This window comes from Allomuricauda sp. CAU 1633 (assembly GCF_017313225.1).
Classification (GTDB): Bacteria; Bacteroidota; Bacteroidia; order Flavobacteriales; family Flavobacteriaceae; genus Flagellimonas.
The window spans coordinates 68,043-93,147 of the sequence record NZ_JAFLNE010000010.1 but is presented as its reverse complement, the minus strand read 5'-3'; the positions used below and the strand labels follow the sequence as shown (position 1 = coordinate 93,147).

Here is a 25,105-nt window from a genome sequence, read left to right as displayed (position 1 = left end):
CCATCGGCGATATGCCACCAAGGGAATACAAGAACCGTTTCGGGGAAGAATTCTTCCCCGAAACAGACGACATTAATGATAATTTTATGAATTTAGCGATGTCCTAAAAGGGGTAAGGCTACACAACTTTTAAATAAAAAGAATCAAACATTTGTATAATGACTGACTAGATTTATTACGTTTAATAAGACGCTGTACAAATAATAAGAACATTTATCTTTACAGAGAAAATCATTAGCATTGCTGTCAAATCTTTCCATTCAAAACTATGCCTTAATTGATGACGTAAACGTTACGTTTTCCAATGGTTTTACCACCATTACGGGGGAGACGGGCGCTGGAAAATCCATTCTTTTGGGCGGTCTTTCGCTAGTGTTGGGCAAACGGGCAGATTTAACCTCCCTTAAAAATGCGGAGCAGAAATGTGTAATTGAAGCGGAGTTCGATATTTCTAAATACGACTTACAATCCTTTTTCGCGGAAAATGATTTGGATTATGAGGACAGAACCATTTTGCGACGGGAAATTTTGCCCAGCGGAAAATCCCGTGCTTTTGTCAATGATACCCCGGTTACTTTGGATGTGCTCAAGGCCTTGGGCGACCAATTGGTGGATGTACATTCCCAACATCAGACCCTTCGGCTTACAGAGAATGATTTTCAGTTAAAGGTAGTGGACGCTTTGGCTGACAATTCGGATAACCTAAAGACGTATAAAACCTATTTGAACCGTTATAGGAAAGCTTCAAAAGAGTTGCAGGAACTGGAAGATTTCCAATCCAATGCCGATAAGGAGCACGACTATAACAGTTTTTTATTGAAGGAACTGGAAGATGCCAAGCTCAAGGAAGGGATGCAGGAAGAGTTGGAAGCCGAATATGAGCAGTTGAGCAATGTGGAGGAAATTATGGAGCAGCTCTCTGCTGGATTCCAATTACTGAATGACGAACAACTGGGCATTTTAGGTCGCTTAGGCGATTTAAAACGGGCTTTTCAAACCTTGGTCGACTATGGTCCAGCGTATGCTTCCCTCAATGAAAGAATTCAGTCCGTATTGATTGAAACAGATGATATTGCTTCGGAATTGGAGCAGTTAAAGGATTCGGTTGAAGCCAACCCAGAGCGATTGGAAACCGTGAACGGTCAATTGCAGCAATTGTACGATCTGCAAAAGAAGCACCATGTGGCAACAGTTGGCGAACTGATCAACATCAGGGAAGAGCTGTCCCAAAAAGTGGAAGCTGTGGCCAACATCGAATCAAAAATTGCAGAAAAGAAGCGGGAAGTTGACCAACTTGCTGAACAGGCAGAGGAGCAAGCCAAAAAAATAAGAAACGCCAGAAACAAGGTGATCCCCAAACTAAAAAGCATGCTTCAGGAAAATCTGTATGCACTGGGAATGCCGTCTGCAAGTTTTAAAATAGAAGTAAACCCTTCGGAATCGTTCAAGCCCAATGGAAAGGATGATTTGGTATTCTTGTTTTCGGCCAATAAAGGGTCAAGTTATGGCGAATTGAAAAAGGTAGCTTCGGGAGGGGAACTTTCCCGTATCATGCTGACCATTAAATCCATTTTAGCCGTATATGAGCACCTACCTACAATGATGTTCGATGAAATTGATACAGGGGTTTCCGGAGAAATTTCCAACCGTATGGGCGAGATCATGCAGCAGATGAGCCAGACCATGCAGGTGTTCTCCATTACCCATTTGCCCCAAGTGGCTTCCAAAGGCCGGCATCAATTTAAAGTTTTCAAAGAAGAAGGAGCGGAGGGAACCAGCACCCGAATGAAACAGCTCACCAGCGATGAACGTGTGCAGGAATTGGCGGAAATGTTGGGAGGAAAATCGGTATCAGAGTCCGCGTTGGCCCATGCTAGACAGTTGTTACAGTAAAGACCGTCATCTACATTCAGGGAAAAAGCGTGAAACTTCAAAATAGAATAAATATCTTTGCAGTTAAACCAACAATAGCAAAAAAACTATGGCATACAATCTTTTAAAAGGTAAAAAAGGAATCATTTTTGGAGCTTTGGATGAAAATTCCATTGCATGGAAAACCGCAGAGCGAGTGCATGAGGAAGGTGGGCAGTTTGTTTTGACCAATGCGCCCATAGCCATGCGAATGGGTCAAATAAAGGATTTGGCCGCAAAGACCAACTCCGAAATCATTCCTGCCGATGCCACAAATGAGGAGGAACTGAAAAATCTGGTTGAGAAATCCATGGAAATTTTGGGTGGGAAGCTGGACTTTGTATTGCATTCCATTGGGATGTCCGTAAATGTTAGAAAAGGAAAGCACTATACGGATGAGAATTACGATTTCACCGCAAAAGGATGGGATGTTTCAGCGCTTTCGTTCCATAAAGTATTGCAGAGCCTATATAAAGCCGATGCCATGAACCCATGGGGGAGCATTGTGGCCCTTACCTATATGGCCGCACAGCGAACCTTCCCAGATTACAATGATATGGCTGACAACAAAGCCTATTTGGAATCTGTAGCCCGGAGTTTTGGCTATTTCTTTGGAAAAGAGAAAAAAGTTCGAGTGAACACCATTTCACAATCTCCAACGCCAACAACAGCAGGTCAAGGTGTGAAAGGATTTGGAGGGTTCATCAACTATGCCGAAAAAATGTCACCATTGGGCAATGCCACGGCGGATGAATGTGCAGATTATACCGTAACCTTATTTTCTGACCTTACGAAGAAAGTCACGATGCAGAATCTGTTCCATGATGGTGGATTTTCCAACACTGGGGTAAGTCAGGAGGTAATCGATGAGTTTAGTGAATAAGCAAAACAACTTTACAGAAGAGCAGTTTAAAGTTGGAATGTCAGTTCGAGCGCAGTCGAGAACGCCTTGATGGTATAATATATAAACACATCTCGACTGCGCTCGATGTGACACTTGTTTAAGTTCAACAATTCTCCCATCTTATTTTCAATGAACACATCCTTTTCCATAGTAGTTCCTGTTTATAACAGACCTGAAGAGGTCCGGGAGCTATTGGAGAGTTTGGTGCGGCAGGATTTTGAAGATTCTTTTGAAGTGGTTATTGTAGAGGACGGTTCTTCTGAAAGTTCGGAGGACATTGTACAAACGTTTCAGGATAAGCTCCAACTTTCCTATTACTACAAAGAAAATTCAGGGCCCGGTGATTCCCGAAACTATGGGATGCAAAAGGCCAAAGGCAATTATTTCATTATTTTGGACTCCGACTGCATTTTGCCCAAGCAATATCTCGCAGAAGTTGACAAGGAGCTGAAACGGGAATTTGTGCATTGTTTTGGTGGTCCGGATGCTGCTGATGCTTCATTTTCCGATGTTCAAAAGGCCATAAACTACGTCATGACTTCTTTTTTTACTACAGGAGGTATCAGAGGAAGTGAGAAATCCGTTGGAAAATTCCAACCGAGGAGTTTTAATATGGGAATTTCCAAAGAGGCCTTTGAAAAAGTAGGGGGGTTTGGTCGAATCCACCCTGGGGAAGATCCAGATTTGACTTTTCGAATCTGGAAAGCCGGTTTTGAAACCCGTTTATTTCCAAAGGCATTCGTTTATCACAAAAGACGTATTGACTGGAACAAATTCTACGTTCAGGTGAATAAATTTGGGATGGTGCGTCCCATTTTAAACCAATGGCACCCAGGCACGGCTCGTCCTACATACTGGTTTCCCTCACTTTTTATGCTAGGGTTGTGTTTGTCCATAATTCTTGCTTTTGCTGGGATTCCCTTACCCTTATGGTTGTATACAACCTATTTTTTGGTGTTGTTTTTAGATGCTTGGTTTAAGAACGGAGGCATAAAAGTCGCCTTGTTGGCAATTTTTGCGGCCCTTACACAGTTTACAGGGTATGGGATTGGTTTTCTGAAGTCTACGATCTTGCTTAACTTTAGTAACAGGGAGCCAGAAGAACTATTCCCAAAACTGTTTTTTAAACGGAGCTAAACGTGTTCAAAAAAGTACTGCAGGGCCTCAACCAAAAGAAAGTGAAGGTATTTTCACTGTTCTTGGTATGCTCTTTTTTGGCGTGGTTTTTAAGCAATCTCTCAGAAACGTATGAATCCAGGGCCAATTTAACCTTGAACTATAGAAATCTCCCCGATTCCCTTTTGCTAGGGAAGAACTCGGAAAATGTTATCGAGACCAAATTACGAACCAGTGGGTTTCAGTTTTTGTTCTACAATTTTTTTAAAAAGAGGGTTGATGTCGATGTCTCACAAGTGGAATATCAGAATGGGCAATATATATTGACCGATGCTGCACTGCGTAAACAAATAGATGTGCAACTCTCACAAAATATTTCATTGTTGGACTTGGATCGGAATAGACTGGTGGTTGACCTGTACCAAGTGGCATCAAAGGAAATACCGATTAGGGCGAATCTTGGTTTACAGTTCCAACAAAACTTTATCATGGATGGAGTACCACAAATCACCCCGGACCACGTTATGGTAAAGGGGCCGGAAAGTGAGATTGATACCCTTACTGAAATTCTCACAGAACCGCTACAGCTTACCAATTTAGCTGCGGATTTTTCAAGGGATGTGGCTTTGGTTTTCCCTAAAGGGTTGGACAACAGTATTTTTTCTGTGAAAAGAGTAAATGTCTCGGGCAAGGTGGTCAAATTTTCCGAAAAGGTTTTTGAAACGTCTATTACAGTGGTCAATTCCCCCGAAGGATATCAGGTGAAGACCTTTCCCAATGCTGTCACCGTGCTTTGCAAGGCCACCGTGGAACGATTAAAGAGTATATCCTCATCAGATTTTGAGGTTGAAGCGGATTATGCACAGTTAAGCGGCACCAATAATAACACCCTACTCTTGACCATAACCAGGAAACCGGAAAATGTATATGATGTACGCCTCTCAGAGAAGACCGTTAACTTTGTATTGGAACAGCAATGAAAATAGTTGGTTTAACAGGAGGGATAGGAAGCGGCAAAAGCACAGTCGCCAAAATGTTCAGGGAGCTTGGGGTTCCGGTGTACGATTCGGATGAAGAAGCCAAAAAATTGATGGTTTCCTCAACGGAAGTGAAAGAGGCAATCATTGAATTATTGGGGAAGAAGGCCTACAGCGATGCTGTTTTGGATAGGACTTTCATCGCTAAAAAAGTGTTCAAAGACCCTGAATTGCTACAACAGTTGAATGCAATAGTCCACCCGGCGGTAAGGGAACATTTTCTGGAATGGGCCCAGAAAAAAGTCGTACCTTATGTAATACAGGAAACCGCCCTGATTTTTGAAAATGGAGTGCAGGACAAATACGATTATACCATTCTGGTAACAGCTCCAAAAGAAATCCGGTTGCAGCGTGTCATGGATAGGGATGGTGTGGACGAGCAGCAGGTTGTTGAACGTATGCAAAACCAGATGGAGGACAACAAGAAAATACAACTAGCCAATTTCTGCATTGAGAACGTTGATTTGGAAACCACCAAGCAAAAGATAAAAGACCTTCACACTGAGCTAGTAGCCTTATCCGCTTCAAAATTTTAACATTTTTGTTAAGGTTAGGTTAAACGGTAAAACGCCTAAATGTTAAATTTTTAATTTTGATTCAATGAACAAGAAGCTATTCGTTCTTCTGGTCATTTTAATGAGTTTATCCCTTACAGGGATAATCTTCGTGCAGGTTTATTGGATCAGGACATCCATAAACGACAAAGAAGAACAGTTCTCAAGGACGGTCACAGACATATTGGACAAGGTGGCGAGCAGGGTAGAGAAGAGAGAGATGAAGGAGTATTCCGATCGTTTGGCTTCGCTTGTAGATAGTATTGGTCAGCCCAAAAGTACGCAGTTCAGAAATTTTTTGTTTGTCGACCGGGATTTAAACTCCGATGAGATTCTTTTTTACTCCCACGGAATTCTGGAAGAAGATTACAATATAACATCTACGTTCTTTGATAACATAGAAATAGGAGAGGATACCACTACGTTTAAGAACTACACCAGTAAACGTACCAAGGCCATTTATAAGGAAGAAACGGGAATAGACGGCAAAAGTTATAGCCTAACACCCATCCAAAGGGCCGAAAAGATAGGTGGACTATCAAGTATGGAAAGGGCTCAATGGGAAGACGTATTCATGGAATACGCCAAGACCAGGCCCATTCATAAACGGGTGTCCAACCAAGAATTGGAGTTGTTGCTCAGTCAGGAGTTGAAAAACCGGAACATTGATACGGACTATGAATATGGGGTGTATAGCCAAGGTTATCCAACCAAGGTAAGATCCAAAAAATTCAAGTTTTCGGGTACGAAAATGTATAAGGCTCCCATATTTAAAGACAGCGAAGGAGATAGTACTTTTTCATTGTTGTTGACTTTTCCCAGTATGAAAAAGTTCCTGTTTAGATCCATTATGGGGATGGCGTTGCTGTCGTTGGTGTTTACATTGGTCATTATGATAGCTTATTCGAGTGCCATCTACCAATTGATAAAACAAAAGCAGATATCTGAGATAAAGTCGGACTTTATCAACAACATGACCCATGAGTTCAAAACGCCCATTGCCACCATCAATCTGGCTGTTGAAGCGATACGGAATCCAAAAGCCATTGAAGATAAGGAAAAAGTACTGCGGTATTTGGGAATGATCAGGGATGAGAACAAGCGAATGCATGCCCAAGTGGAAAATGTGCTCCGTATCTCAAAACTGGAAAAGAATCAGCTGGATATTACCAAGGACAGGGTAGATATGCATGACATTATAGGTGATGCCACCGCCCATATTGAACTAATTGTACAGGATCGCGGCGGTTATGTCAATGAGCACTTGGATGCGGAACGATCAGAAGTCTTGGCCAACGATATGCACATGACTAACGTAATTGTAAACATTTTGGACAATGCGGTAAAATACTCTCCTGAGTCTCCCAAGATAGATGTATACACCGAAGTGGTGAAGAATAACATCATCATTAAAATACAGGACCATGGAGCCGGAATGAGCAAGGTTGTCCTAAAGAAGGTGTTTGAGAAGTTCTATAGGGAGCATACAGGTGACATACACAACGTAAAAGGCCATGGATTAGGGTTGGCCTACGTAAAACGAATTATAGACGATCATCAAGGCGAAGTTTATGCCGAAAGTGAAAAAGGAAAAGGAAGCACTTTCTACATTAAACTCCCTTTAATTTAAAACAAACTATGGAAACAGAAAAAAAGAAGATATTATTGGTGGAGGATGACCCAAATTTTGGGATTGTCCTAAAGGATTATTTGACCATGAACGACTTTGATGTGGTTCTGGCCAAAAATGGTATGGAAGGTTTTGAAAAGTTCAAAAAGGACAATTATGACGTTTGTATCTTGGACGTTATGATGCCCTATAAGGATGGATTTACCTTGGCCAAGGAAATCCGTGAAAAGAACGAAAACGTTCCGATTATTTTCCTTACTGCCAAGACCATGAAAGAAGATGTACTTAAAGGATATAAGGCCGGGGCCGATGATTATTTGAACAAGCCCTTTGATTCGGAAGTACTTCTAATGAAACTTAAAGCCATTCTTCAACGAAAGGCATCCAGCACATTGGCAGATAGTAAGCAATTTGAGTTCGAAATCGGAAATTTCCACTTAAACTCAAAGCTTCGTTTCCTAAAATATAAAGAAGAGGAACCCATTAAACTATCACCCAAGGAAAATGAACTATTGCGTTTATTGGCCTTGCATGAAAATGATTTAATGCCCCGTGAATTGGCATTGACCAAAATCTGGAGGGATGACAACTATTTCACTTCCCGAAGTATGGACGTTTACATTGCCAAGTTGAGAAAATACCTCAAACGGGATGACTTGGTGGAAATCCTAAACATTCACGGAGAAGGGTTTAGATTGGTGGTCAAAGCTGAAAATCAATAAAACTTATCCCAATAAAAACATAAAGCCACCCATGAGGTGGCTTTTTTTTATCTCTTATTTTATCTGCCCAACAATTTCTTCAATAATTTGGTCAGGCTTTTTGCTGATGGAAACCGAAATGGCCCTAGTAGGCGGCTCCAAGGTTTCAAATTGGGATTTAAGCAGCTCAATGGGCATAAAGTGGTCTTTACGGGCTTCCAAGCGCGATTTTATCAATTCAAAAGAACCATTGAGGTAAATAAATTCCATGCAGGTTCCTACACCGGCCCGTAATAGGCTCCGATAGTTTTTCCGTAGGGCCGAACAACAAATCACGGCACCCGTATGCCTATGTTCTCGGGCTACCTGGTTCAGACGGAGCAACCATTCTTTCCGGTCTTCGTCAGTAAGAGGTTGGCCTGCTTTCATTTTTTCAACATTCTCCTTGGGATGAAAATCATCCCCATCAAAGAAGGGGTACTTTAATGTGTTCGCAAGAAGTTTCCCCACGGTGGTTTTACCCGTACCGCTTACCCCCATGACCACCAAGACTTTTTTACCGTTGGGCATGGTTCAAGGCTTTAAGTTGTTCGTTTAGTTTTTTCAAAATCTGTTCAGTATTGGTTTTATGGTCCACCCAAAGAATGTTGTCGTTTTTTCGTAACCAGGTCAATTGTCGCTTGGCAAAACGCCTAGTATTTTTTTTGATTTCCGAAACAGCAACCTCCAATGAACAATGCCCGTTAAGATATTCAAAAAGTTCTTTGTAACCAACTGTTTGCAGTGCATTCAAATGTTTATGGGGATGCAATGCTCTAACCTCTTCCAACAATCCTAGTTCCATCATCTGGTCCACTCGGGTATTGATACGCTCGTAGATGACTTCCCGGGGTGCCTCAAGCCCAACATAGAGATGTTTAAAGGGGCGTTTAGGCCTGTTCTGTGACAAAAATGAGGAATAGGGTCTGTTTGCAGCAATGGAAACCTCAAGAGCTCTAATGAGTCGATGAGGATTGTCCAAATCTACCCTTTTGTAATATTCGGGATCTCTGGATTTGAGTTCTTTTTGAAGGTGCTCCAGTCCTTTTTCTTGCAATTCCTGATTTAAGGATTCCCGGAGTTTGGGGTCGACTTCTGGAAACTCATCCAGACCATGTATTACGGCATCCACATAAAGGCCACTGCCACCCACCATGACCACAATGTCTTTTTCTTGGAACAGGCTGTCCAACAAGGCCAACGCTTCCTTTTCAAAATCACCAACGGAATAGGGGTCAAAAATGCTTTTATGCTGAATGAAATGATGTTGAACGGCTTCTAGCTCTTCATCCGAAGGGACTGCTGTACCAATTTTCATTTCCTTAAAAAACTGTCGGGAATCCGCAGAAATGATTTCCGTATCAAAATGTTGCGCCAAAAGAATCCCCAAAGCTGTTTTTCCGATGGCGGTCGGTCCTACCACGGCTATCAGTACCTTATTGCTCATAATAAATGACCACAATTATAACAGTGGGTTGCATTATCCCGATGCCCTTCAGCAGAACAGCTGGGGCAGGCTTGGGTGTTTATATGGACTGTAGGGCCAATATCTTCTCCACTTTTTTTGCTCCGAGAAAATTCGGCGGTAACAATACCCGTGGGAACGGCGATGATGCCATACCCCAGTATCATGATCACTGTGGCCAAAAACTGTCCTAGAGGCGTTTGGGGGGCAATATCACCATAGCCAACCGTGGTCAGGGTAACAATGGTCCAATAAATACTTCTGGGAATGCTTGTAAATCCAGCTTCATCCCCTTCAATGAGATACATCAAGGTGCCCAAAATCACAGATAGAATCAACACCACATAAATAAATACAGCAATTTTGGTCCGACTCGCCCGTAATGCAGATTGCAACTGTGATGCTTCGCCGATGAACTTCACCAGTTTCAATATCCGGAACACCCGCAACAAACGAAACGCCCTTACCGCCAAAAGTACTTGCGACCCAGCAAGGATATAGGAAAGGTATAATGGAATGGTGGAAACAAAATCTATAATGCCATAGAAGCTAAAGATGTATTTCCATGGTTTTTTTATACTGATGATACGGGCAATATATTCCAAAGAAAAGAAAATGGTAATAATCCACTCTAGTGTCAGTAAAATTCTATGATGCTCAGCATCAATGTGATCTACACTCTCGAGCATGACCAAGATTACACTCAGGATAATCAATACAAAAAGGACAAGGTCAAAAAACTTTCCCGCAGGAGTATCGGCCTCATAAATGATTTCATGAAGTTTGTGTTTCCATCCAGAATGTGCCTTTTTTTCCGTCAAGGAGCAGTATTTAGTGGAATAACTTTGAGTCGGTTATTTTTTCTGAGATAGGACTCAATGATAAACGTGGTGTTTTCATCACTGGGTATTACTGTCATTATCGATTCCAAGATATGAATATTATTGATTTGATGATTGAGTTCCACGAACCCAAAACCTTGAAGTTTACCTTGTTTGATAAGAATAAAACTTCGTTCACCGGTTTCCCTCCCCTGATCTAGAAGTGCGAAGTCCTTTCCATGGATGCTGTACTTATCAAAAGCGGATAATACCTTTTGATTGCAATCTAATGCACCATTTTCTTCATTGCTCCCGATACAATTTGTATTGGAGGCCAGTGAGCATGGGCATATATCAAATTCAGAACTGATTTTGGTCAAAAAGTGTTTAGCAGAGGGGGTGCCATTGAATCCAATTTTTTGATGGACCTTGGATTTACTGCTTTCAATATCTAAAATAATATGGGCCTCGCCATTTTGCTCAAAATTGATGATATGTGAAAACAATTTTTTTCGGGCAATACTGTTGTGCTTGGGTTTGGTCTTTCGTAACTCTCGGTATTCCTTGAGCAATGCCACCAATTCACTCCCCGTTTCTTCAAAAGTGACTTTCTTGGTCTCTTTTTGAAGTTTTCGGGCCAAGTTCCCCACATTGGTAAAATGTTGGTTCACCCTTTTCTTGATGTTCTTGGTCTTTCCCAAAAAGATGATTTCTCCATCCTTGTCATGCATGTAATACACCCCGGTTTCCGATGGAAGACTAAAAACCATATCCAATTGGGTGGGGGAGAGTTCGCCGTGGGTCTCTTCCCGAACCACATTTTTGATAATACTTTTATCGGTGTCCTTGTCCAATAACAATTTAAACAGTTTTAGCGTGGCAATAGCATCGCCATTAGCTCGGTGCCTATCACTCATCGGAATACCCAGCGAGCGTGCCAATTTCCCTAGGCTATGCGATTCTGCATCAGGCAACATTTGTTTGGATAGGTCGACCGTACACAGGGTTTTTCGTTGAAAGTCATAGCCCAATCGTCTAAATTCGGTGCGAAGGATGCGATAATCAAACTGGGCATTATGTGCCACCAAGGTGGCTCCTTCGGTGATTTCCACAATGCGCTTGGCCACTTCGTGGAACTTAGGGGCGGAACGAAGCATTTTATTGTTGATTCCAGTAAGTTTGGCAACAAATGGCTGGATTTCCCGCTCTGGGTTGATCAAGCAGATAAATTTGTCTACTACTTTACGACCATCAAACCGATGAATGGCAATTTCCATAATGCCTTCTTCATTGTATTTTCCTCCGGTACTTTCTATATCCAGTATGGCGTACATGAAAAATTTGAATCGGTTTTACTGATAGTTTCGCACCCCAAATATACTACTTCCTATGCGCACCATGGTACTCCCTTCGCTAATGGCCAGGGCATAGTCTCCGCTCATGCCCATGGAAAGGATGGAGATTTCAGGCATTTCTTGTTGGAGCTTGTCAAAAATGGATTTAAGATGGGCAAACTCCTTCCGAACCTGATTTTCATTCTGAGTGAAGGTGGCCATCCCCATCAGTCCTACAATTTTTACGTTTTTTAAGGCCTTGAATTCCTCGGATTGAAGAAGAGTTGACAATTCCGAATCATCCAGACCAAATTTGGTGTCCTCTTCAGCGATGTGCATTTGCAGTAAACAAGGGATAATTCGATTATGCTTTGCGGCCTGTTTGTCAATCTCTTTGAGCAACTTGAGGCTATCCACCCCATGAATCAAAGAAACAAACTTGGCCATATACTTGACCTTATTGCGCTGGACATGCCCGATCATGTGCCATTCAATGTCCTTGGGCAGGTCTTCCCATTTTGCAACCATTTCCTGCACCTTGTTCTCTCCAAAAACCCAATGTCCAGCATTGTAGGCCTCCAAAATGTCTTCGTTGGGCTTGGTTTTAGACACGGCTACCAAGGTTACCCCACTGGGCAATTCCTTTTTAATGGATGTAAGATTATCTTGTATTGACATAGACTTTCAAAGTTCATAAATCGCCAGTCCGCTGCGCAATTTAGGTTCAATATACGTGCTTTTGGGGGGCATTACCAAACCGGCATCAGCTATGGCCTTAATTTCTTGTATGGTGGTGGGCAACAGACTAAATCCTACCGCAAATTTGCCATTGTCCACACTGTCCTTCATTTGGATAAGGTTGTTTTTTCCATATCCATAGGCAATTCGTTTGTCATTTCTGAGGTCGGTTATTTCCAAAACAGGCTCCAAAATGGTCTTGTAGAGGATTTGGGTATCCAATCGGCTTAGGGCGTCGGTAAAGGTGTAATTGGTTTTTCTAAGGTACAGTGAATAGAATTCTCCTTCCAAATACATGCTGAATTGATGCTTTTTGGTAGGTCTAAACGGGCCTTCTTCCTGTTTTTCAATCCTGAAATGTTCGTCAAGTTGAATCAGAAACTCTTCTTTGGAATACCCATTTAAATCTTTGACCATGCGATTGAATTCGTAAATCCGAATCTGGGATTCGGGTATGAGATAGGCCATGAAATAGTTGTAGGCCTCACTCCCGGTATGGTTCTTATTTTCCGACTCCATTTGTCGGGCCAACAGATTGCTCGAAGCACTTCGGTGATGACCATCGGCAATATAGAGTGCATCCATTTGGGTAAAAGCGGTTTCTAGTTTTGCGATGGCCTTTTCGTTGGAAATCTTCCAAAGACTGTGATTAAAGCGGTCCGTGGTGGTGAAATCATACACTGGTTTTCGTTGAATCTCTTCCTGAAACACGTCCCAAACCGTTTCATCATCCGCATAGGTCATCAAAACCGGTTCGGCATTGAATCCTACAGTGTGCAAGTAATCTGCAAACAATTCTTCCCGGTGCTTTATGGTATCCTCATGTTTTTTGATGACATTATTTCGATAATCTTCAACACTACAGGCACAAAAAAAACCAAGGCTCTTAAAATCACCTTTTTCAATTTGATACAGATAAAAGCTGGCTTCCTCATCCTTTTGCAGGGTGTTTTCCTCCAAAAACTCCAAATACCGATTATGTACTAAATGAAATCGCTCTTTCCCAGTGATGTTTTTATGGAATTTGAACCCTGGATTGATGATGTGTAAAAAGGAAAATGGATTGTATTGGAGCACTGCTTTAATTTCCTCATCTGAATACTCCTCATACGAACGCGATGCCACAAAGGAAACCTTGTCTCTTGTGGGGCGAATTGCCTTAAACGGTTTTACGAGGGCCATTGGGTTTTATTTGAATTGCGAAGAGACGTGCTCTGCCTTTCGGGATTCCGAATAGTCATAAAATCCTTCTCCCGATTTCACACCCAGTTTTCCAGCCATGACCATGTTCACCAACAAAGGGCAGGGAGCGTACTTTGGATTTTTGAATCCGTTATACATCACATTTAAGATGGACAGGCACACATCCAACCCAATGAAATCCGCCAATTGTAAGGGACCCATGGGATGCGCCATCCCCAATTTCATCACGGTATCGATTTCCTGTACGCCCGCCACTCCGTTATACAGAGTCTCAATGGCCTCATTGATCATGGGCATCAAAATTCGATTGGCTACAAAACCGGGATAATCATTGACTTCGGTTGGGGTTTTACCCAATTTTTCAGAAAGTTCCATGATGGTCTGGGTCACTTCATCCGAAGTGCTGTATCCACGTATGATTTCCACCAATTTCATAATGGGAACGGGGTTCATAAAGTGCATGCCAATGACCTTATCGGGCCGTTGGGTCGCTGCCGCAATCTGGGTGATGGAAATGGAGGAGGTATTGGTGGCCAAAATGGTATTAGCCGGACAGACTTCGTCCAAATCCTTGAAAATTTGAAGTTTGATGTCCAAATTTTCTGTGGCAGCCTCAACTACTAAATCCACTTGGGAAACCCCTTCCTTTACGTTTGTAAAAGTGGAGATATTGGCCAGTGTAGCATCCTTTTTAGCTTGGTCAATGACCTCCTTGGTCATCATTCGGTCTAAATTTTTGGTAATGGTGGCCAAGCCTTTGTCCAAAGAAGCTTGGGAAATATCTATCAAGTGGACTTGAAATCCGTTTTGTGCAAAAACGTGAGCGATTCCATTGCCCATGGTTCCCGCACCGATAACTGCTATTTTTTTCATGGTATGTTGAATTTTGTCGTCTCGACTGCATCTCGACTGCGCTCGATGTGACACGCTCAAGATGACAGCTCGGACGGAAATACGCTATTTCTTAAACGATTCTATAATCTGAAGCGCTACCTGTAATGCTTTTGTGCCCTGTTCCAAAGTCACTACAGGGCTTGTATTGTTGTTGATGGCATCTGCAAAGGTTTCCAACTCATCTAGAATGGCGTTGTTGATCTCAATTTCAGGATTTTCAAAGTAAATCTGCTTTTTCTCCCCTTCAGCATTTTGCAGAATCATATCAAAATCTCCAGGTTGTTCCGGGGCATCCTTCATTTTTACCACTTCAACTTTCTTTTCCAAAAAGTCCACCGAGATATAAGCATCTTTTTGGAAAAAACGCGACTTCCGCATGTTTTTCAATGAAATCCGACTTGCGGTAAGATTGGCAACACACCCATTTTCAAATTCCACCCGGGCATTGGCAATGTCAGGCGAATTACTGATAACGGAAACACCACTGGCATTGATTTGTTTTACCTCAGAATGAACTACGCTCAGGATGGCATCAATATCGTGAATCATCAAATCCAGCACTACGGGAACATCGGTGCCCCTCGGGTTGAATTCGGCCAAACGATGGGTTTCAATGAACATGGGGTTTTCAATCTTGTCCTTTACGGCCAAAAAAGCGGGATTAAAACGCTCTACATGCCCTACTTGCCCTTTTACACCATGCTTTTTTGAAAGCGCAAGAAGTTCTTGGGCCTCCTCAAAGGTATTGGTGATGGGCTTTTCAATAAAAATATGCTTTCCTTTTTCAATGGCTTTCTTGGCACAGTCAAAATGCGAAAGGGTAGGAGTCACAATATCTACCACATCCACAGCATCCATTAAGGTGTTGATGTTTTCAAAATAGGTGTAGCCAAATTCGGCTGCTACTTTTTTGGCATTGATTTCATCAGGGTCATAAAAACCAACGAGTTCGTAGTGTTCCGATTGGTTCAGGAGCCGTAGGTGAATTTTCCCCAAATGTCCTGCGCCCAGGACACCAACTTTAAGCATATCTCTGTTTTTTTCAAAAATACGGATATGGAGGCATTCTTCATAAAAATAAGCTGCGAACTGTCCGTAAAGTTTTTAAAGAACTTTTTAAATTCGTGTACCAGACCAAAACCATGAAAGATACGCACAAGCATAAAGGAATGCGCAACCAATTGGCAGAATTGTTGGAAGCCAAGGGAATACAGGACAAACGGGTGCTCAACGCCATACGGACCATACCTCGGCATTTGTTTTTGGACAGTAGTTTTGAAGATCATGCTTATCAAGACAAAGCTTTTCCCATTAGTGCGGAGCAGACTATTTCGCAACCGTATACCGTTGCGTTTCAAACCGAATTGTTGCAAGTAAAGCCCAATGACAAAATTTTGGAAATCGGGACCGGGAGTGGCTACCAAACCGCAGTTTTGTTGCATTTAAAAGCCAAGGTCTACACAATCGAACGACAATTGGAACTTTTTAAAAAGACCAGATTGTTCTTCAATAAAATGCACTACCGACCCAAGAAACTCATTTTCGGTGATGGATACAAAGGTTTGCCGGAAGAAGCTCCCTTTGATGGTGTTATTGTGACGGCTGGTGCTCCTGAGGTTCCTAAAGCCTTGATGTCGCAGCTTAAAGTAGGGGGTAGGCTTGTGATTCCAGTAGGTGAAAACGAACAGGTGATGACACTTTTTGTGCGCAAATCTGAAAAAGAGTTTGAAAAAAAGGAATTGGGGGCGTTTCGTTTTGTTCCGCTACTTGAAGATAAAAACTAGTTGTTGAAACTTTTTTTGATACGGTCCAAATTGCGTTTGCTGTCGCGGTCCTTAATGGTATCCCGTTTATCGTACAATTTTTTACCCTTTGCCAATCCAATATTCATTTTGGCCAATCCACGGTCATTGATAAACAGATTCAGGGGGATTATGGTGTTTCCTGAGGTTGTAACTTCTTTTTGAAGCTTTTTCAACTCCCTACGGTTTAGGAGCAGTTTTCGTTCCGCTTTGGGTTTATGGTTGTAGTGCCCACCGTAACTGTACTCATCAATCTGCATGTTGATGACAAAAAGTTCACCTTTGTCATTGAACTCACAAAAACTTTGGGATATGGAAGCTTTTCCCAAACGAAGCGATTTAATTTCGGTACCCCCCAGCACAATTCCTGCGGTATAGGTGTCCAAAATCTCATAATCGAATCGAGCCCTTCGGTTTTTTATGTTGATGTTTTTCTGCATTGAGGGCAAAAATATAAACTCTTTCCCAAGAAAATTGTAATGTTATTGGAGATTTTACGATTATTCATAAAACCAAACCCATGAAGAAAATCTTAGTTCCCCTCATCTTGCTTTTGTCTTTTGCCTGTAAAGAAAAACCAAAGACTCCACTGACAGCACAGGAAATTGTGGATAAATCCATTGCCGATAGCGGGGGTGTTTTGTACGAAAACCATTCAACCTCCTTTGAATTTCGCGACAGAAGGTATATTTCTGAAAATGATGGAAACACCAAAGTGTTGAAACGCATTTTTCAGATGGATTCTGTTACCATTACCGATGTGAAAACAGGAAATGAATTTCAGCGTTTTATGAATGATTCTTTGGTTGCTGTTTCAGACTCCATTGCCGGCAGGTATGCCAATTCCGTGAATTCCGTGCATTATTTTGCGCGACTTCCCTACGGATTAAACGATGCTGCAGTAAATAAGCAGCTTTTGGGAAAAGAAACCATCGAGGGTAAAGAACATTACAAAATCAAAGTGACCTTTGACCAAAGTGGTGGCGGGGACGACTATGATGACATTTATGTCTATTGGTTTGATGTGGAGATGTTAAAACCGGAGTATCTAGCGTATAGCTTTCATACCAATGGCGGGGGGCAACGTTTTAGAAAAGCCTATAACGAAAGGTATGTGAATGGAATCCGATTTGTGGATTATGAAAATTACAAGCCAAAAAACGAAGAGTCGGAAATTTTGGAAATAGGACAATTATTCAACACAGGGGAACTGGAGTTACTATCCAAAATAGAACTTACCGATATTAAAGTGGAGGCGGATTAATCCATTTTAAGGCGGATGTCCGTCGGAACACCATCAATGATTCTCACGATGAACAAGCTACTGTTGTCATCATCATCCATGGCATTGTATTTTTCAATGTTAATGACCTTGTTCACAAAATCTGGAGTGGTGTTGCTGTGCCCGACAACTAGAACGTTCAGTCCCTGATTTTCAATTTTAAATTGTTCAACATCAATAGTGCTGGGGTCATAATACTTCACATCAATATTCTTTTTTACCGAGGTAGGAGCAGCCGTCATGGAGGTGCGCTCATAATTAGTGGAATATATAACATCAAGGGCAATAGGGTCAAAGACCTCCGCCCAACGGATGGCCCTGTTCAGCCCATCTTGATTTAACTCGGGATCAGGGTTGTCTGGGTCGGTTCTATCCTTTTCGGCATGTCTGATAAAATAGTAGGTGGAAACCACCGGTTCTTCCACAATTTTTGTATCTTTTTTGCAGCTGATACATCCAACAAATATTGCTAATACAATTAAGAGTTTGGTTATTCGCATAGTATTGGTCTAAAGTTTCCCTTAGTTTATCGTATTCGTTTTAAAAGTAACGTTTAATTTTCTAATTTCCTGTATGCTTCGATTTTTGGTTTGTTCTCTAATGGGATTGATGTTTGTGGTTGGGTGGTCACAAGAGGTTGGGCTACCTACGGATTTTCGTCAACATAACCTTACCCAATTCAACGCCAATTTGTTGAATGCTACTTATACTTCGGACTGGAACAACCCCAATTCGTTTTCCATTTGGACTCGTTGGCAGTGGCAGTCTGTTGATGGTGATCCCACCACCATTTTCGCCAACTATTCCCATCAAATCAATACTACATCAACTGTGGCCTTGGGATTTCTTCAGCATAATACCGGTGTTTTTTTAAATGTAGGTGCGAATTTCAACTATGTACACACCTTTCCATTGGATGATGGGGTTGAACTTCTGGCCGGAATCAACCTTTTTGCCTTTCAAAATAGTTTGGCGGATGACCGTTTTGTGCCAGACCCGGATTTGGATTTGCCCGAATTGGAAAGCAGCAAAGATTTTATGCTGCAATTTTCTCCAGCAGTTCGATTGAATGTCAACCAATTCAGCGTTGGTCTAGCTTTTGAAAATGGCTTTGGGTTCAACCTTTCGGATAGCGGGAACGGTCCAGAAGGTTTTCAAATAGTGACCGGAATTTTGAGTAATGATTTTAATGTGGAATTGTTTCCCGCTTGGGGGGATAGTTTTGTAAGACCGATGGTCTATGTAAAGTCGGTTCCCAATGCAGATACCCAATTCGGACTTAACACCCTTCTTTCAACCCCCAAATTTTGGGCCCAAGGCGGCTATAATAGTTTTTATGGGGTTTCAGGGGGAGTTGGGGTGACTTTTGCCCATGTGTTTTCCATTGGAGGGTTAATGGAATTTGGCGGAGATTCCGAGTTGAGTGATGATGAGTCAACTTTTGAGTTGATTGCTTCCTATCAATTTGGTAAAACGGATAACCGGAAAAACGTAATTGGCTTTGATGTGGAAAAAGATGATGCGCTGGCACAAGAGCGGATGGCAGAAGAGGCAAGATTGCAACGGCTCAAGGAACAAGAAGCCCAAGAAGTCGAACAGTTGCGACGACAACAACTTACGGAGGAACAGCGGGTTCGTGACTCCATTGCCCAAGCTGAATTGGAAGCTTCAAGATTGGAAGAACAGCAAGATAGCATTGCCCAAGCCCGTAAACAGCAAGAACAAGACAGTTTAGCACAGGTATTGGAACAAAGGAAACAGGACAGTATTGCTGCTATCCAACAGCAAGAGGTGGAACTACTGCCCAATGAAAGATATGAGGAAGTCGCCAGCGAGGATGGCTTGGAACCCGGGTTTTATCTTATTACCAATGTTTTTGGAACGAAAAAATACTATGAAAGTTTTATGCTAACCCTGAAACAGAAAGGTCTAGATCCAAAATCGTTCTACCGAAGCATAAACAAATATAACTACGTCTATTTAGAGCGCTACAACACCATGGAAGAGGCCAGAAGGGCCAGAGATAGCCAGTTTAATGGTAAGTACATGGACAAAATCTGGATTTTTAGGGTGAGGGGGAAATGATACACAACAAGATTCAAGATGGTTCTTGATTGCATTCGGCTACTATTCTCTGTAGTTCGTTGTAGTGTTTGTGGTTTTTTACAAAATCGGTGTCAAAAAAGTCCTTCATAAAGTTTTCCCTATACACATATTTTGCATATCCATATTTAAGGGATGCTTCTTTAAGAACATAAGTGAAGATTTCCAGAAAGTCGTCACGTTCCAATGCTTTCTCATGGTTTAGCACCTCTAGACAAAAATCTGCGGTAAATAGATGTTTCTCGGTTATCTCGTCCAGAATATCGCTGCGGTACCAAGTTCGACTGAAAACTGTGGTCTTTTTTCCAGTTTTTTGTTCAATCAAGTCAATGGAAGAGGGGCCCATATCCGAAATTTTTTGGATCAGTTTGCCCCAATCAGGATGTGCGATTACCTCAGGTCTGTTGAGGAAGTATCGGGTTATTTCTTCAAAAAATTTTAGGTTTTTGAGGCTTTTTAATGCATTGCTCTCAATTTTTTTAGATACTTGGCTCACCCAATCTTCATTTTGAAAGATGCTCTCCCATTTCAATTTTTTAGCTTCATTTGCTTCTAAGGCTTCCAAACATTCTCTCCAAAGCTTTTTCATTTCGGCATCTTCGTTGTTCCAATAAAGTCGTAACAACTTTAACTGTTCTAAGAGCATTTCCCCAATCTTACTATTATCTCTTATTAATTCTGTTAGGTAAAAGAATTTTTTCCTCAATACAGAATGGGATTTTTTATCCTTTACATGGGGGTCAATCCCCAGTTCAAGCAAATATTTGAGCATTTCAAAGGCTTCTGGACCAGTTCCGATAGCATAATGGATAGCATTGCCCCATGGGCTTGCAAAATGGGCGTCGGCTCCGGCGGCAACGAGTTCTTTTATAGCATTAAAAGACCCAATGCCTTTTTGGCAAGCTTCTACGGCTTCAAGAAATGGAGTCCGCGTAAGGTAATTCTGGATATCTACTTTAGCCCCTTTACCCAGCAAATATTTCACTATTTCCAGATGTCCTTGACTACAAGCGGTGCCCAGAGGTGTTTTATAGGGTATACCTGCGACGCTTTCTCCTGGAATATCTATAGTTTTTCTGCCATATTCTGCATTAAGTGGAACTCCTTTTTCTGCAAACCCTCGCACTTTCACCAAATCACCATCGTAGATGGCATTTATGAGTTCTTCACTTTTTTTATATAAATCTTTCATTGAATCTTGTTTTTAGGGTTGTCAGGAAAATGGGGTGCTGATTCATTTTTGCTACGATTTTGTCTCTAATGATGGCAAATGGAAATTAAGAGAATAGAGCGATTACGGAATCCAAAGAATTTATGAATGTCAGTTATGGATTGATGGACACGATTTTTGTTATTCATCAAACCCAAATACAACCTCTTCAAAATTGTCCCTACTGACCTGTACGTGGGTTCCGTTTTTGTCAATTGCAATAGTTTGACTTTCAGGTTCTACATTATAGAACCATGACTTAAACGGTTCAAAGAAAGAAGGAAAAACGAAAAGCCAAATAATGCTAGTATTGAATTTAATTTCTGATTCTACGAATTGAGCCAATATGGTATCGTCACTTCTATTCCTTATCTCAATTTTGAGCCCATTTATATTGGTGACCCATCCTTTGTGAAAGTGAATGGAATAATTCACTTCATATTGGCCTTCAGTCAGCTCAGTATTTATTGGTGGGGTTCTAGGGATTTTTATATAACTTTCGGTTTCTTCCTCATTGAGATTTATATATGTGTCAAAATCCATTTTTTGTCCTGAATAATGGTATTCTGAGGATCTATAATACCCTGTTACATATTTTTTCTCTGCGATGAAAGTTTTTCCCAAACGCCCTTCAATGGATTTCTGCTGAATAAATATGGCCCCTATCCAAATGGAATGTATAAGTAACATGAGTAAGAAACTACTTGTCCATGGGTGGGCAACAAAATTTTTTGGCCAAGGAATCCAGTTATGTACAATAGCCTGTCTTATCAGTACAGTAGGTAATAGTACAATAAGGGATATTGATGTAACATTCGCTATCAACTGTAATATAAAGGCACTTTCTTCAGAAATTGGATTCATGACCTAATGGATATTCTTGTTGACATCAATTGGTTTCACCAGTTGTAGACTGTTTTCTACAGTAGCTTCAAAATTTGTTCGACCAATTTGCCAATACGTATTTTGAGGAATTAAAATAAGTGATTGTGATAGGAATCAACGAGGAGAGTTTACGGATACCCGTTTTGGGTTGATGGAAATTTTTATTTCTCGGAACAATAGGGAGATAGACTATTTTTTGATTTCCCGTTGTACCAAATGCTCTAAATAGGTAATGGTGTTGATGATGTACTTTCGGTCGCAGGTCATGGTGCTCATGGCAATGGCTCTTTAAAATTGAGACATGACCTTAATTTTCCTAGGAGTGAGGAAAAATGAAAGCCGAATAATTTTTGAACCGATTGCAGTTTCCTATTCAATAACCCTAATCCTAACGGCGTTTGGGCGAATGAGCCCTCCTGCACCAGCGCTTACCAGATTCTTGATGAAGTTTCCATTGGAATCGTACTGTCTTACTTCCGAAGTTCCCCCACTGCCAATCAAAAAATCACCATTAGGGAAAAAGTCGACCCCTTCGGGCTGATTTATTCCTGAGGTGATTACGTTTTTCACAAAATTTCCTTCCGAATCAAATTCAACAACTTTATTGCCTGTCCAGTCATTCGCAAAAAGAATATCATTTTCATCAAACCAAATATTGGTGGGGCCTTCTACGTTCGAAGAGATGAACTTTCCAAGGTCATTGCCCTCTGTATCAAATTTTTGAACAAAGGCGCCACTATAGGAGGATATATAAAGATTGCCTTCGGAATCCCAATCCAGGCCAATGCTTTGGGGAACGGCAACACTGGTAAATTTATCAATTAAGGTACCATCCAACCCATACCGTAGAACGAGTCCATCACCTTGCCACTGTAATACATACAACAAATTATCGACTCCAATTTTCATTCGGGTAGGGCCACTTATATTTGTTGCAAAGCTTCCAATCAGGGCGCCGGTGGCCGCATCATGTCTATTGATTTTACCCGAACTTAAGTTGGAAATGAGTACTTGACCTTGATCTTCCAGGAAGACAATATCTTGGGGCCAGGCAAGTTCTTCGTCAATAAAGACAGTTGCATTCTGTCCGTTTTCATCATATCGGAATATTTTCCAAGGCCCATCGTTAAAGTTCACCGCATCGCTTACATAGATATACGTACCGGGTTGTGGTTCTGAATCAACAATGGTCAACGCAATGGTCTTTGATAGGCTTCCTACTGCCGCTTCAACCGTGGAATTCCCGACGTTATGAGCGGTTACCATTCCATTTTGATCAACGCTAACATTGTCGTTATTAGCTGACCAGGTCATCGTTTCGGTAATAGCAATGTCTTGTCCAAACTGATCCTTTCCCACAGCACTTAATGAGGTGGTATTGGTGCCAAAAAGATCAAGTTGGTTACCGTTTGAAGAACTGATGGTAATACTTGACAATACAGGTGTGTTGTTGGGGGAATCATCCGTAGTATTGGAATCTGAACTACAGGCGCTGATCAATGCAAGGAGAAGTAAAAAAATAGGACTCATATGAAGGTATTTTGCTCTCATTGTTCAAAAATTTCAAGGTTGGGGAGGAATGCCTTAGCGTATCCACACAAATGAATACATAAAATGTATAGAGGTTATAAACCCTTATAAAGATTTACATAATGTGTTGAAGTACCAGGGACTAGTTGGCGGCAGATTCCAGAAAAGATTTTGGAGTGGTCCCTGTAAATTTTTTAAAGGCGTTGTAAAAGGATACTCGGTTATTGAAACCACAGGCGTACATTACATCAGAAATGGTAAGGGACTGATTATTTTCCAACATTTCCTTGGCTTCCTCAATTCTGTACTTGTTGATGAAATTGAAGAAGGTGGAATCAAAATGTTCATTGATGACTTGGGAACAATGGTGTCTGGAAACATTGAGGTTTTCGGCCAAATCATCCAATCTGAATTCACTTTGCAAATAGGGCTTCATCTCTTCCATGTACTTTTGCAAATCTTCTTTGAGCTCCAGCGAGTACCCTTGGGTCAATCCCGTGGTCTTGTATTTTATGATGGGTATTATTTTGTTCATGGGAGTGCCCTCAAACACTTCCGGTTGTACAAACCCGAAATAGGCAAGCACTGAGATAAAAAAGATCATGGATGCTCCGATGAAGTAGTCGTGCTCCAGTTGCAATACCCCCAAACCCTGCAAGACAAAGTAGGATGAGAACGAGACAACATAAGCCAAATATGAAAATGAGACCCATTTTAACCAGACTTCTTGGTTGAAACTAACCGTTCCCATTTTGAGTCGCGTGTAGATTAGGACAAAATACAGAACCATTAGTGCAATAATTGCAATTTCCTCATAAGATGTAAAAAAGTACAGGTGTGAAATAATCGTTCGGTTTTGCAACAATTCCATTTTTGTTGCAGCATCCATAAAATATACTGGGGAGTAGTTGAGAAGAAGAATAAAAAACGGCAAAAAGTGCAGGAGATCCTTCCATCTAAATTTGGTGCGGTGCAGTACCCTTCGAATATAAAAATATAGTATGGGTCCGTATAGCACCCAAACCAATACATTAGTAAAAAGGTGTCCGATAAAGTCGGTAGTAAAGAGTTTTTTTGACCAGTATAGCGCATTGTAGAATACATTATAACCAAAGAGCAGTACATAAATTCCTAATAGGCTATTGGCGAATCGGTCCCCTTTTTTCTTCAGAAAAAGAAGAATTGCCAAGACAAGGGCAAGAAAGGAAAATAAGGAAAACAAGTATTCGTAAACATTCATCTTAACCTAGATAAAAGTCTTGTCTGCAATTTTACCTGTGACTAACCTGTACAATTATTTTTTCACTTCCTTTTGCACTAAGTGCTCTAGATAGGTCAACGTATTAATCAAATACTTTCTATCACGGGTCATGGTGCTCATGGCTACAGCCCCTTGGATCATGGTAAACAATTGTTTGGCAAATTGTAGGGGAGGAACGGGTAAATGGATTTCGTTTTGGTTCACTCCGTTTTCCAGAATCAAGGCCATTTTGCCTTCAATCTCTTTTATGGTTTCTTTGACGGCCGCTGCCAGAAGAGAGTTATTGTTTTGGGCATCCACCCCCACATTAAGAATGGGACAGCCACCTAAGGACAGGGTGAAAATATCGTATTGTTTGTAAAAATGCAGTAAGGAAAACAGCTTGTCCAGCGCCATTCCCTCAACCTCCAACTTTTCGTCTATCGCTGTCATCAATAGATTTCGGTTGTACTCAAAAGCGGATAGGGCCAGCGCCTCCTTATTTTCAAAATTACCATAAATAGCTCCTTTGGTAAGTCCCGTAGCATCGGTAAGGTCGCTCATGCTGGTACCTACATATCCAAATTTATTGAAAATGGGCGCTACGGTCTCAATGATGTATGCTGTGGTACGTTCTGCTTTCTTGGTCATGGTGGCTGGTCGGTGTTGGGTAGAACTAAGATATAAAAAAACATATACTGTTTGG

General features: G+C 41.4%; 25 protein-coding genes. 10 read left to right on the top strand and 15 right to left on the bottom strand.

The window, feature by feature from the left end:
• The first annotated feature begins 240 nt into the window (after positions 1–240).
• From recN to J0X14_RS18010, 7 genes are all read left to right on the top strand, one after another.
• Positions 241–1,893, top strand: a complete 1,653-nt coding sequence (gene recN, locus J0X14_RS18040; RefSeq protein ID WP_207099223.1) for a DNA repair protein RecN — start codon at positions 241–243, stop codon at positions 1,891–1,893.
• Positions 1,894–1,981: 88 nt separating this feature from the next.
• Entirely contained in the window at positions 1,982–2,794 is an 813-nt protein-coding gene (locus J0X14_RS18035; RefSeq protein WP_207099222.1) for an enoyl-ACP reductase, read from the top strand.
• A 150-nt stretch (positions 2,795–2,944) separates the two neighbouring features.
• Positions 2,945–3,952, top strand: a complete 1,008-nt coding sequence (locus J0X14_RS18030; protein WP_207099221.1) for a glycosyltransferase — start codon at positions 2,945–2,947, stop codon at positions 3,950–3,952.
• A 2-nt stretch (positions 3,953–3,954) separates the two neighbouring features.
• Positions 3,955–4,911 carry a YbbR-like domain-containing protein gene (locus tag J0X14_RS19230; RefSeq protein WP_207099220.1) on the top strand — a complete coding sequence of 319 codons (957 nt, stop codon included), beginning with the start codon at positions 3,955–3,957 and terminating at the stop codon, positions 4,909–4,911.
• Positions 4,908–5,504 (top strand): dephospho-CoA kinase, encoded by a 597-nt coding sequence (coaE, locus tag J0X14_RS18020; RefSeq protein ID WP_207099219.1) that lies wholly within the window; start codon positions 4,908–4,910, stop codon positions 5,502–5,504. The genes J0X14_RS19230 and coaE overlap by 4 nt, the downstream gene beginning before the upstream one ends.
• A 64-nt stretch (positions 5,505–5,568) precedes the next feature.
• The gene (locus J0X14_RS18015) at positions 5,569–7,152 is read left to right on the top strand and encodes a sensor histidine kinase (protein WP_207099218.1); all 1,584 of its coding nucleotides are present in this window, start codon (positions 5,569–5,571) and stop codon (positions 7,150–7,152) included.
• Between the two features lie 8 nt (positions 7,153–7,160).
• Entirely contained in the window at positions 7,161–7,874 is a 714-nt protein-coding gene (locus J0X14_RS18010) for a response regulator transcription factor (protein ID WP_036385407.1), read from the top strand.
• Between the two features lie 54 nt (positions 7,875–7,928).
• On the opposite strand, the gene J0X14_RS18005 is transcribed toward J0X14_RS18010, so the two are convergent.
• The 8 genes from J0X14_RS18005 to J0X14_RS17970 form a co-directional block, all read right to left on the bottom strand.
• The gene (locus tag J0X14_RS18005; RefSeq protein ID WP_207099217.1) at positions 7,929–8,423 is read right to left on the bottom strand and encodes a gluconokinase; all 495 of its coding nucleotides are present in this window, start codon (positions 8,421–8,423) and stop codon (positions 7,929–7,931) included.
• Complete coding sequence (gene miaA, locus J0X14_RS18000) at positions 8,410–9,339, bottom strand: tRNA (adenosine(37)-N6)-dimethylallyltransferase MiaA (protein WP_207099216.1); 930 nt, start codon at positions 9,337–9,339, stop codon at positions 8,410–8,412. Before miaA ends, J0X14_RS18005 begins: the two co-directional genes overlap by 14 nt.
• Positions 9,336–10,178 (bottom strand): ion transporter, encoded by an 843-nt coding sequence (locus J0X14_RS17995; protein WP_207099215.1) that lies wholly within the window; start codon positions 10,176–10,178, stop codon positions 9,336–9,338. The genes miaA and J0X14_RS17995 overlap by 4 nt, the downstream gene beginning before the upstream one ends.
• Entirely contained in the window at positions 10,175–11,512 is a 1,338-nt protein-coding gene (locus tag J0X14_RS17990; RefSeq protein WP_207099214.1) for an exonuclease domain-containing protein, read from the bottom strand. The genes J0X14_RS17995 and J0X14_RS17990 overlap by 4 nt, the downstream gene beginning before the upstream one ends.
• An 18-nt stretch (positions 11,513–11,530) precedes the next feature.
• Positions 11,531–12,190, bottom strand: a complete 660-nt coding sequence (locus tag J0X14_RS17985) for a YggS family pyridoxal phosphate-dependent enzyme (RefSeq protein WP_207099213.1) — start codon at positions 12,188–12,190, stop codon at positions 11,531–11,533.
• Between the two features lie 6 nt (positions 12,191–12,196).
• Positions 12,197–13,432 carry a DUF1015 domain-containing protein gene (locus J0X14_RS17980; RefSeq protein ID WP_207099212.1) on the bottom strand — a complete coding sequence of 412 codons (1,236 nt, stop codon included), beginning with the start codon at positions 13,430–13,432 and terminating at the stop codon, positions 12,197–12,199.
• A gap of 6 nt (positions 13,433–13,438) precedes the next feature.
• Entirely contained in the window at positions 13,439–14,326 is an 888-nt protein-coding gene (locus tag J0X14_RS17975; RefSeq protein WP_207099211.1) for a 3-hydroxyacyl-CoA dehydrogenase family protein, read from the bottom strand.
• Positions 14,327–14,410: 84 nt separating this feature from the next.
• The gene (locus tag J0X14_RS17970; RefSeq protein WP_207099210.1) at positions 14,411–15,376 is read right to left on the bottom strand and encodes a Gfo/Idh/MocA family protein; all 966 of its coding nucleotides are present in this window, start codon (positions 15,374–15,376) and stop codon (positions 14,411–14,413) included.
• A 113-nt stretch (positions 15,377–15,489) separates the two neighbouring features.
• Between J0X14_RS17970 and J0X14_RS17965 the strand changes: the two genes are divergently transcribed.
• Entirely contained in the window at positions 15,490–16,131 is a 642-nt protein-coding gene (locus tag J0X14_RS17965) for a protein-L-isoaspartate(D-aspartate) O-methyltransferase (RefSeq protein WP_207099209.1), read from the top strand.
• Here the strand turns inward: J0X14_RS17965 and smpB are convergent.
• Positions 16,128–16,589 (bottom strand): SsrA-binding protein SmpB, encoded by a 462-nt coding sequence (gene smpB, locus J0X14_RS17960; protein WP_207099208.1) that lies wholly within the window; start codon positions 16,587–16,589, stop codon positions 16,128–16,130. The genes J0X14_RS17965 and smpB overlap by 4 nt on opposite strands.
• Positions 16,590–16,669: 80 nt before the next feature.
• Here smpB and J0X14_RS17955 point away from each other — a divergent pair, with 80 nt between their 5' ends.
• Positions 16,670–17,413, top strand: coding sequence for a DUF6503 family protein (locus J0X14_RS17955; protein ID WP_207099207.1), 744 nt, complete (start codon positions 16,670–16,672; stop codon positions 17,411–17,413).
• Here the strand turns inward: J0X14_RS17955 and J0X14_RS17950 are convergent.
• Positions 17,410–17,856, bottom strand: a complete 447-nt coding sequence (locus J0X14_RS17950) for a histidine phosphatase family protein (protein ID WP_317194465.1) — start codon at positions 17,854–17,856, stop codon at positions 17,410–17,412. The two genes, J0X14_RS17955 and J0X14_RS17950, sit on opposite strands and share 4 nt — an antisense overlap.
• Before the next feature lie 148 nt (positions 17,857–18,004).
• Between J0X14_RS17950 and J0X14_RS17945 the strand changes: the two genes are divergently transcribed.
• Entirely contained in the window at positions 18,005–19,516 is a 1,512-nt protein-coding gene (locus J0X14_RS17945; protein WP_207099205.1) for a PorP/SprF family type IX secretion system membrane protein, read from the top strand.
• A gap of 13 nt (positions 19,517–19,529) precedes the next feature.
• On the opposite strand, the gene J0X14_RS17940 is transcribed toward J0X14_RS17945, so the two are convergent.
• The 5 genes from J0X14_RS17940 to J0X14_RS17920 form a co-directional block, all read right to left on the bottom strand.
• Entirely contained in the window at positions 19,530–20,726 is a 1,197-nt protein-coding gene (locus J0X14_RS17940; protein WP_207099204.1) for an ankyrin repeat domain-containing protein, read from the bottom strand.
• A 159-nt stretch (positions 20,727–20,885) separates the two neighbouring features.
• The gene (locus tag J0X14_RS17935) at positions 20,886–21,434 is read right to left on the bottom strand and encodes a hypothetical protein (RefSeq protein ID WP_207099203.1); all 549 of its coding nucleotides are present in this window, start codon (positions 21,432–21,434) and stop codon (positions 20,886–20,888) included.
• 564 nt (positions 21,435–21,998) lie between these two features.
• Positions 21,999–23,159 carry an Ig-like domain-containing protein gene (locus tag J0X14_RS17930; RefSeq protein WP_207099202.1) on the bottom strand — a complete coding sequence of 387 codons (1,161 nt, stop codon included), beginning with the start codon at positions 23,157–23,159 and terminating at the stop codon, positions 21,999–22,001.
• A 142-nt stretch (positions 23,160–23,301) separates the two neighbouring features.
• A complete protein-coding gene (locus J0X14_RS17925; protein ID WP_207099201.1) occupies positions 23,302–24,399 on the bottom strand; it encodes a helix-turn-helix domain-containing protein in 1,098 nt (365 codons plus the stop codon).
• Positions 24,400–24,453: 54 nt separating this feature from the next.
• Positions 24,454–25,050 carry a TetR/AcrR family transcriptional regulator gene (locus tag J0X14_RS17920; RefSeq protein WP_207099200.1) on the bottom strand — a complete coding sequence of 199 codons (597 nt, stop codon included), beginning with the start codon at positions 25,048–25,050 and terminating at the stop codon, positions 24,454–24,456.
• Positions 25,051–25,105 lie beyond the last annotated feature (55 nt).

Coding starts and splice junctions, on each gene's coding strand:
- J0X14_RS18005 (WP_207099217.1), bottom strand. CDS start 8,423: ATGCCCAACGGTAAAAAAGTCTTGGTGGTCATGGGGGTAAGCGGTACG.
- J0X14_RS17940 (WP_207099204.1), bottom strand. CDS start 20,726: ATGAAAGATTTATATAAAAAAAGTGAAGAACTCATAAATGCCATCTAC.
- J0X14_RS18035 (WP_207099222.1), top strand. CDS start 1,982: ATGGCATACAATCTTTTAAAAGGTAAAAAAGGAATCATTTTTGGAGCT.
- J0X14_RS17965 (WP_207099209.1), top strand. CDS start 15,490: ATGAAAGATACGCACAAGCATAAAGGAATGCGCAACCAATTGGCAGAA.
- J0X14_RS18015 (WP_207099218.1), top strand. CDS start 5,569: ATGAACAAGAAGCTATTCGTTCTTCTGGTCATTTTAATGAGTTTATCC.
- J0X14_RS17920 (WP_207099200.1), bottom strand. CDS start 25,050: ATGACCAAGAAAGCAGAACGTACCACAGCATACATCATTGAGACCGTA.
- J0X14_RS17925 (WP_207099201.1), bottom strand. CDS start 24,399: ATGAATGTTTACGAATACTTGTTTTCCTTATTTTCCTTTCTTGCCCTT.
- J0X14_RS17970 (WP_207099210.1), bottom strand. CDS start 15,376: ATGCTTAAAGTTGGTGTCCTGGGCGCAGGACATTTGGGGAAAATTCAC.
- miaA (WP_207099216.1), bottom strand. CDS start 9,339: ATGAGCAATAAGGTACTGATAGCCGTGGTAGGACCGACCGCCATCGGA.
- J0X14_RS17990 (WP_207099214.1), bottom strand. CDS start 11,512: ATGTACGCCATACTGGATATAGAAAGTACCGGAGGAAAATACAATGAA.
- J0X14_RS17930 (WP_207099202.1), bottom strand. CDS start 23,159: ATGAGTCCTATTTTTTTACTTCTCCTTGCATTGATCAGCGCCTGTAGT.
- J0X14_RS17935 (WP_207099203.1), bottom strand. CDS start 21,434: ATGTTACTTATACATTCCATTTGGATAGGGGCCATATTTATTCAGCAG.
- coaE (WP_207099219.1), top strand. CDS start 4,908: ATGAAAATAGTTGGTTTAACAGGAGGGATAGGAAGCGGCAAAAGCACA.
- J0X14_RS17955 (WP_207099207.1), top strand. CDS start 16,670: ATGAAGAAAATCTTAGTTCCCCTCATCTTGCTTTTGTCTTTTGCCTGT.
- J0X14_RS17980 (WP_207099212.1), bottom strand. CDS start 13,432: ATGGCCCTCGTAAAACCGTTTAAGGCAATTCGCCCCACAAGAGACAAG.
- J0X14_RS17975 (WP_207099211.1), bottom strand. CDS start 14,326: ATGAAAAAAATAGCAGTTATCGGTGCGGGAACCATGGGCAATGGAATC.
- J0X14_RS18010 (WP_036385407.1), top strand. CDS start 7,161: ATGGAAACAGAAAAAAAGAAGATATTATTGGTGGAGGATGACCCAAAT.
- J0X14_RS17945 (WP_207099205.1), top strand. CDS start 18,005: ATGCTTCGATTTTTGGTTTGTTCTCTAATGGGATTGATGTTTGTGGTT.
- smpB (WP_207099208.1), bottom strand. CDS start 16,589: ATGCAGAAAAACATCAACATAAAAAACCGAAGGGCTCGATTCGATTAT.
- J0X14_RS17985 (WP_207099213.1), bottom strand. CDS start 12,190: ATGTCAATACAAGATAATCTTACATCCATTAAAAAGGAATTGCCCAGT.
- J0X14_RS18030 (WP_207099221.1), top strand. CDS start 2,945: ATGAACACATCCTTTTCCATAGTAGTTCCTGTTTATAACAGACCTGAA.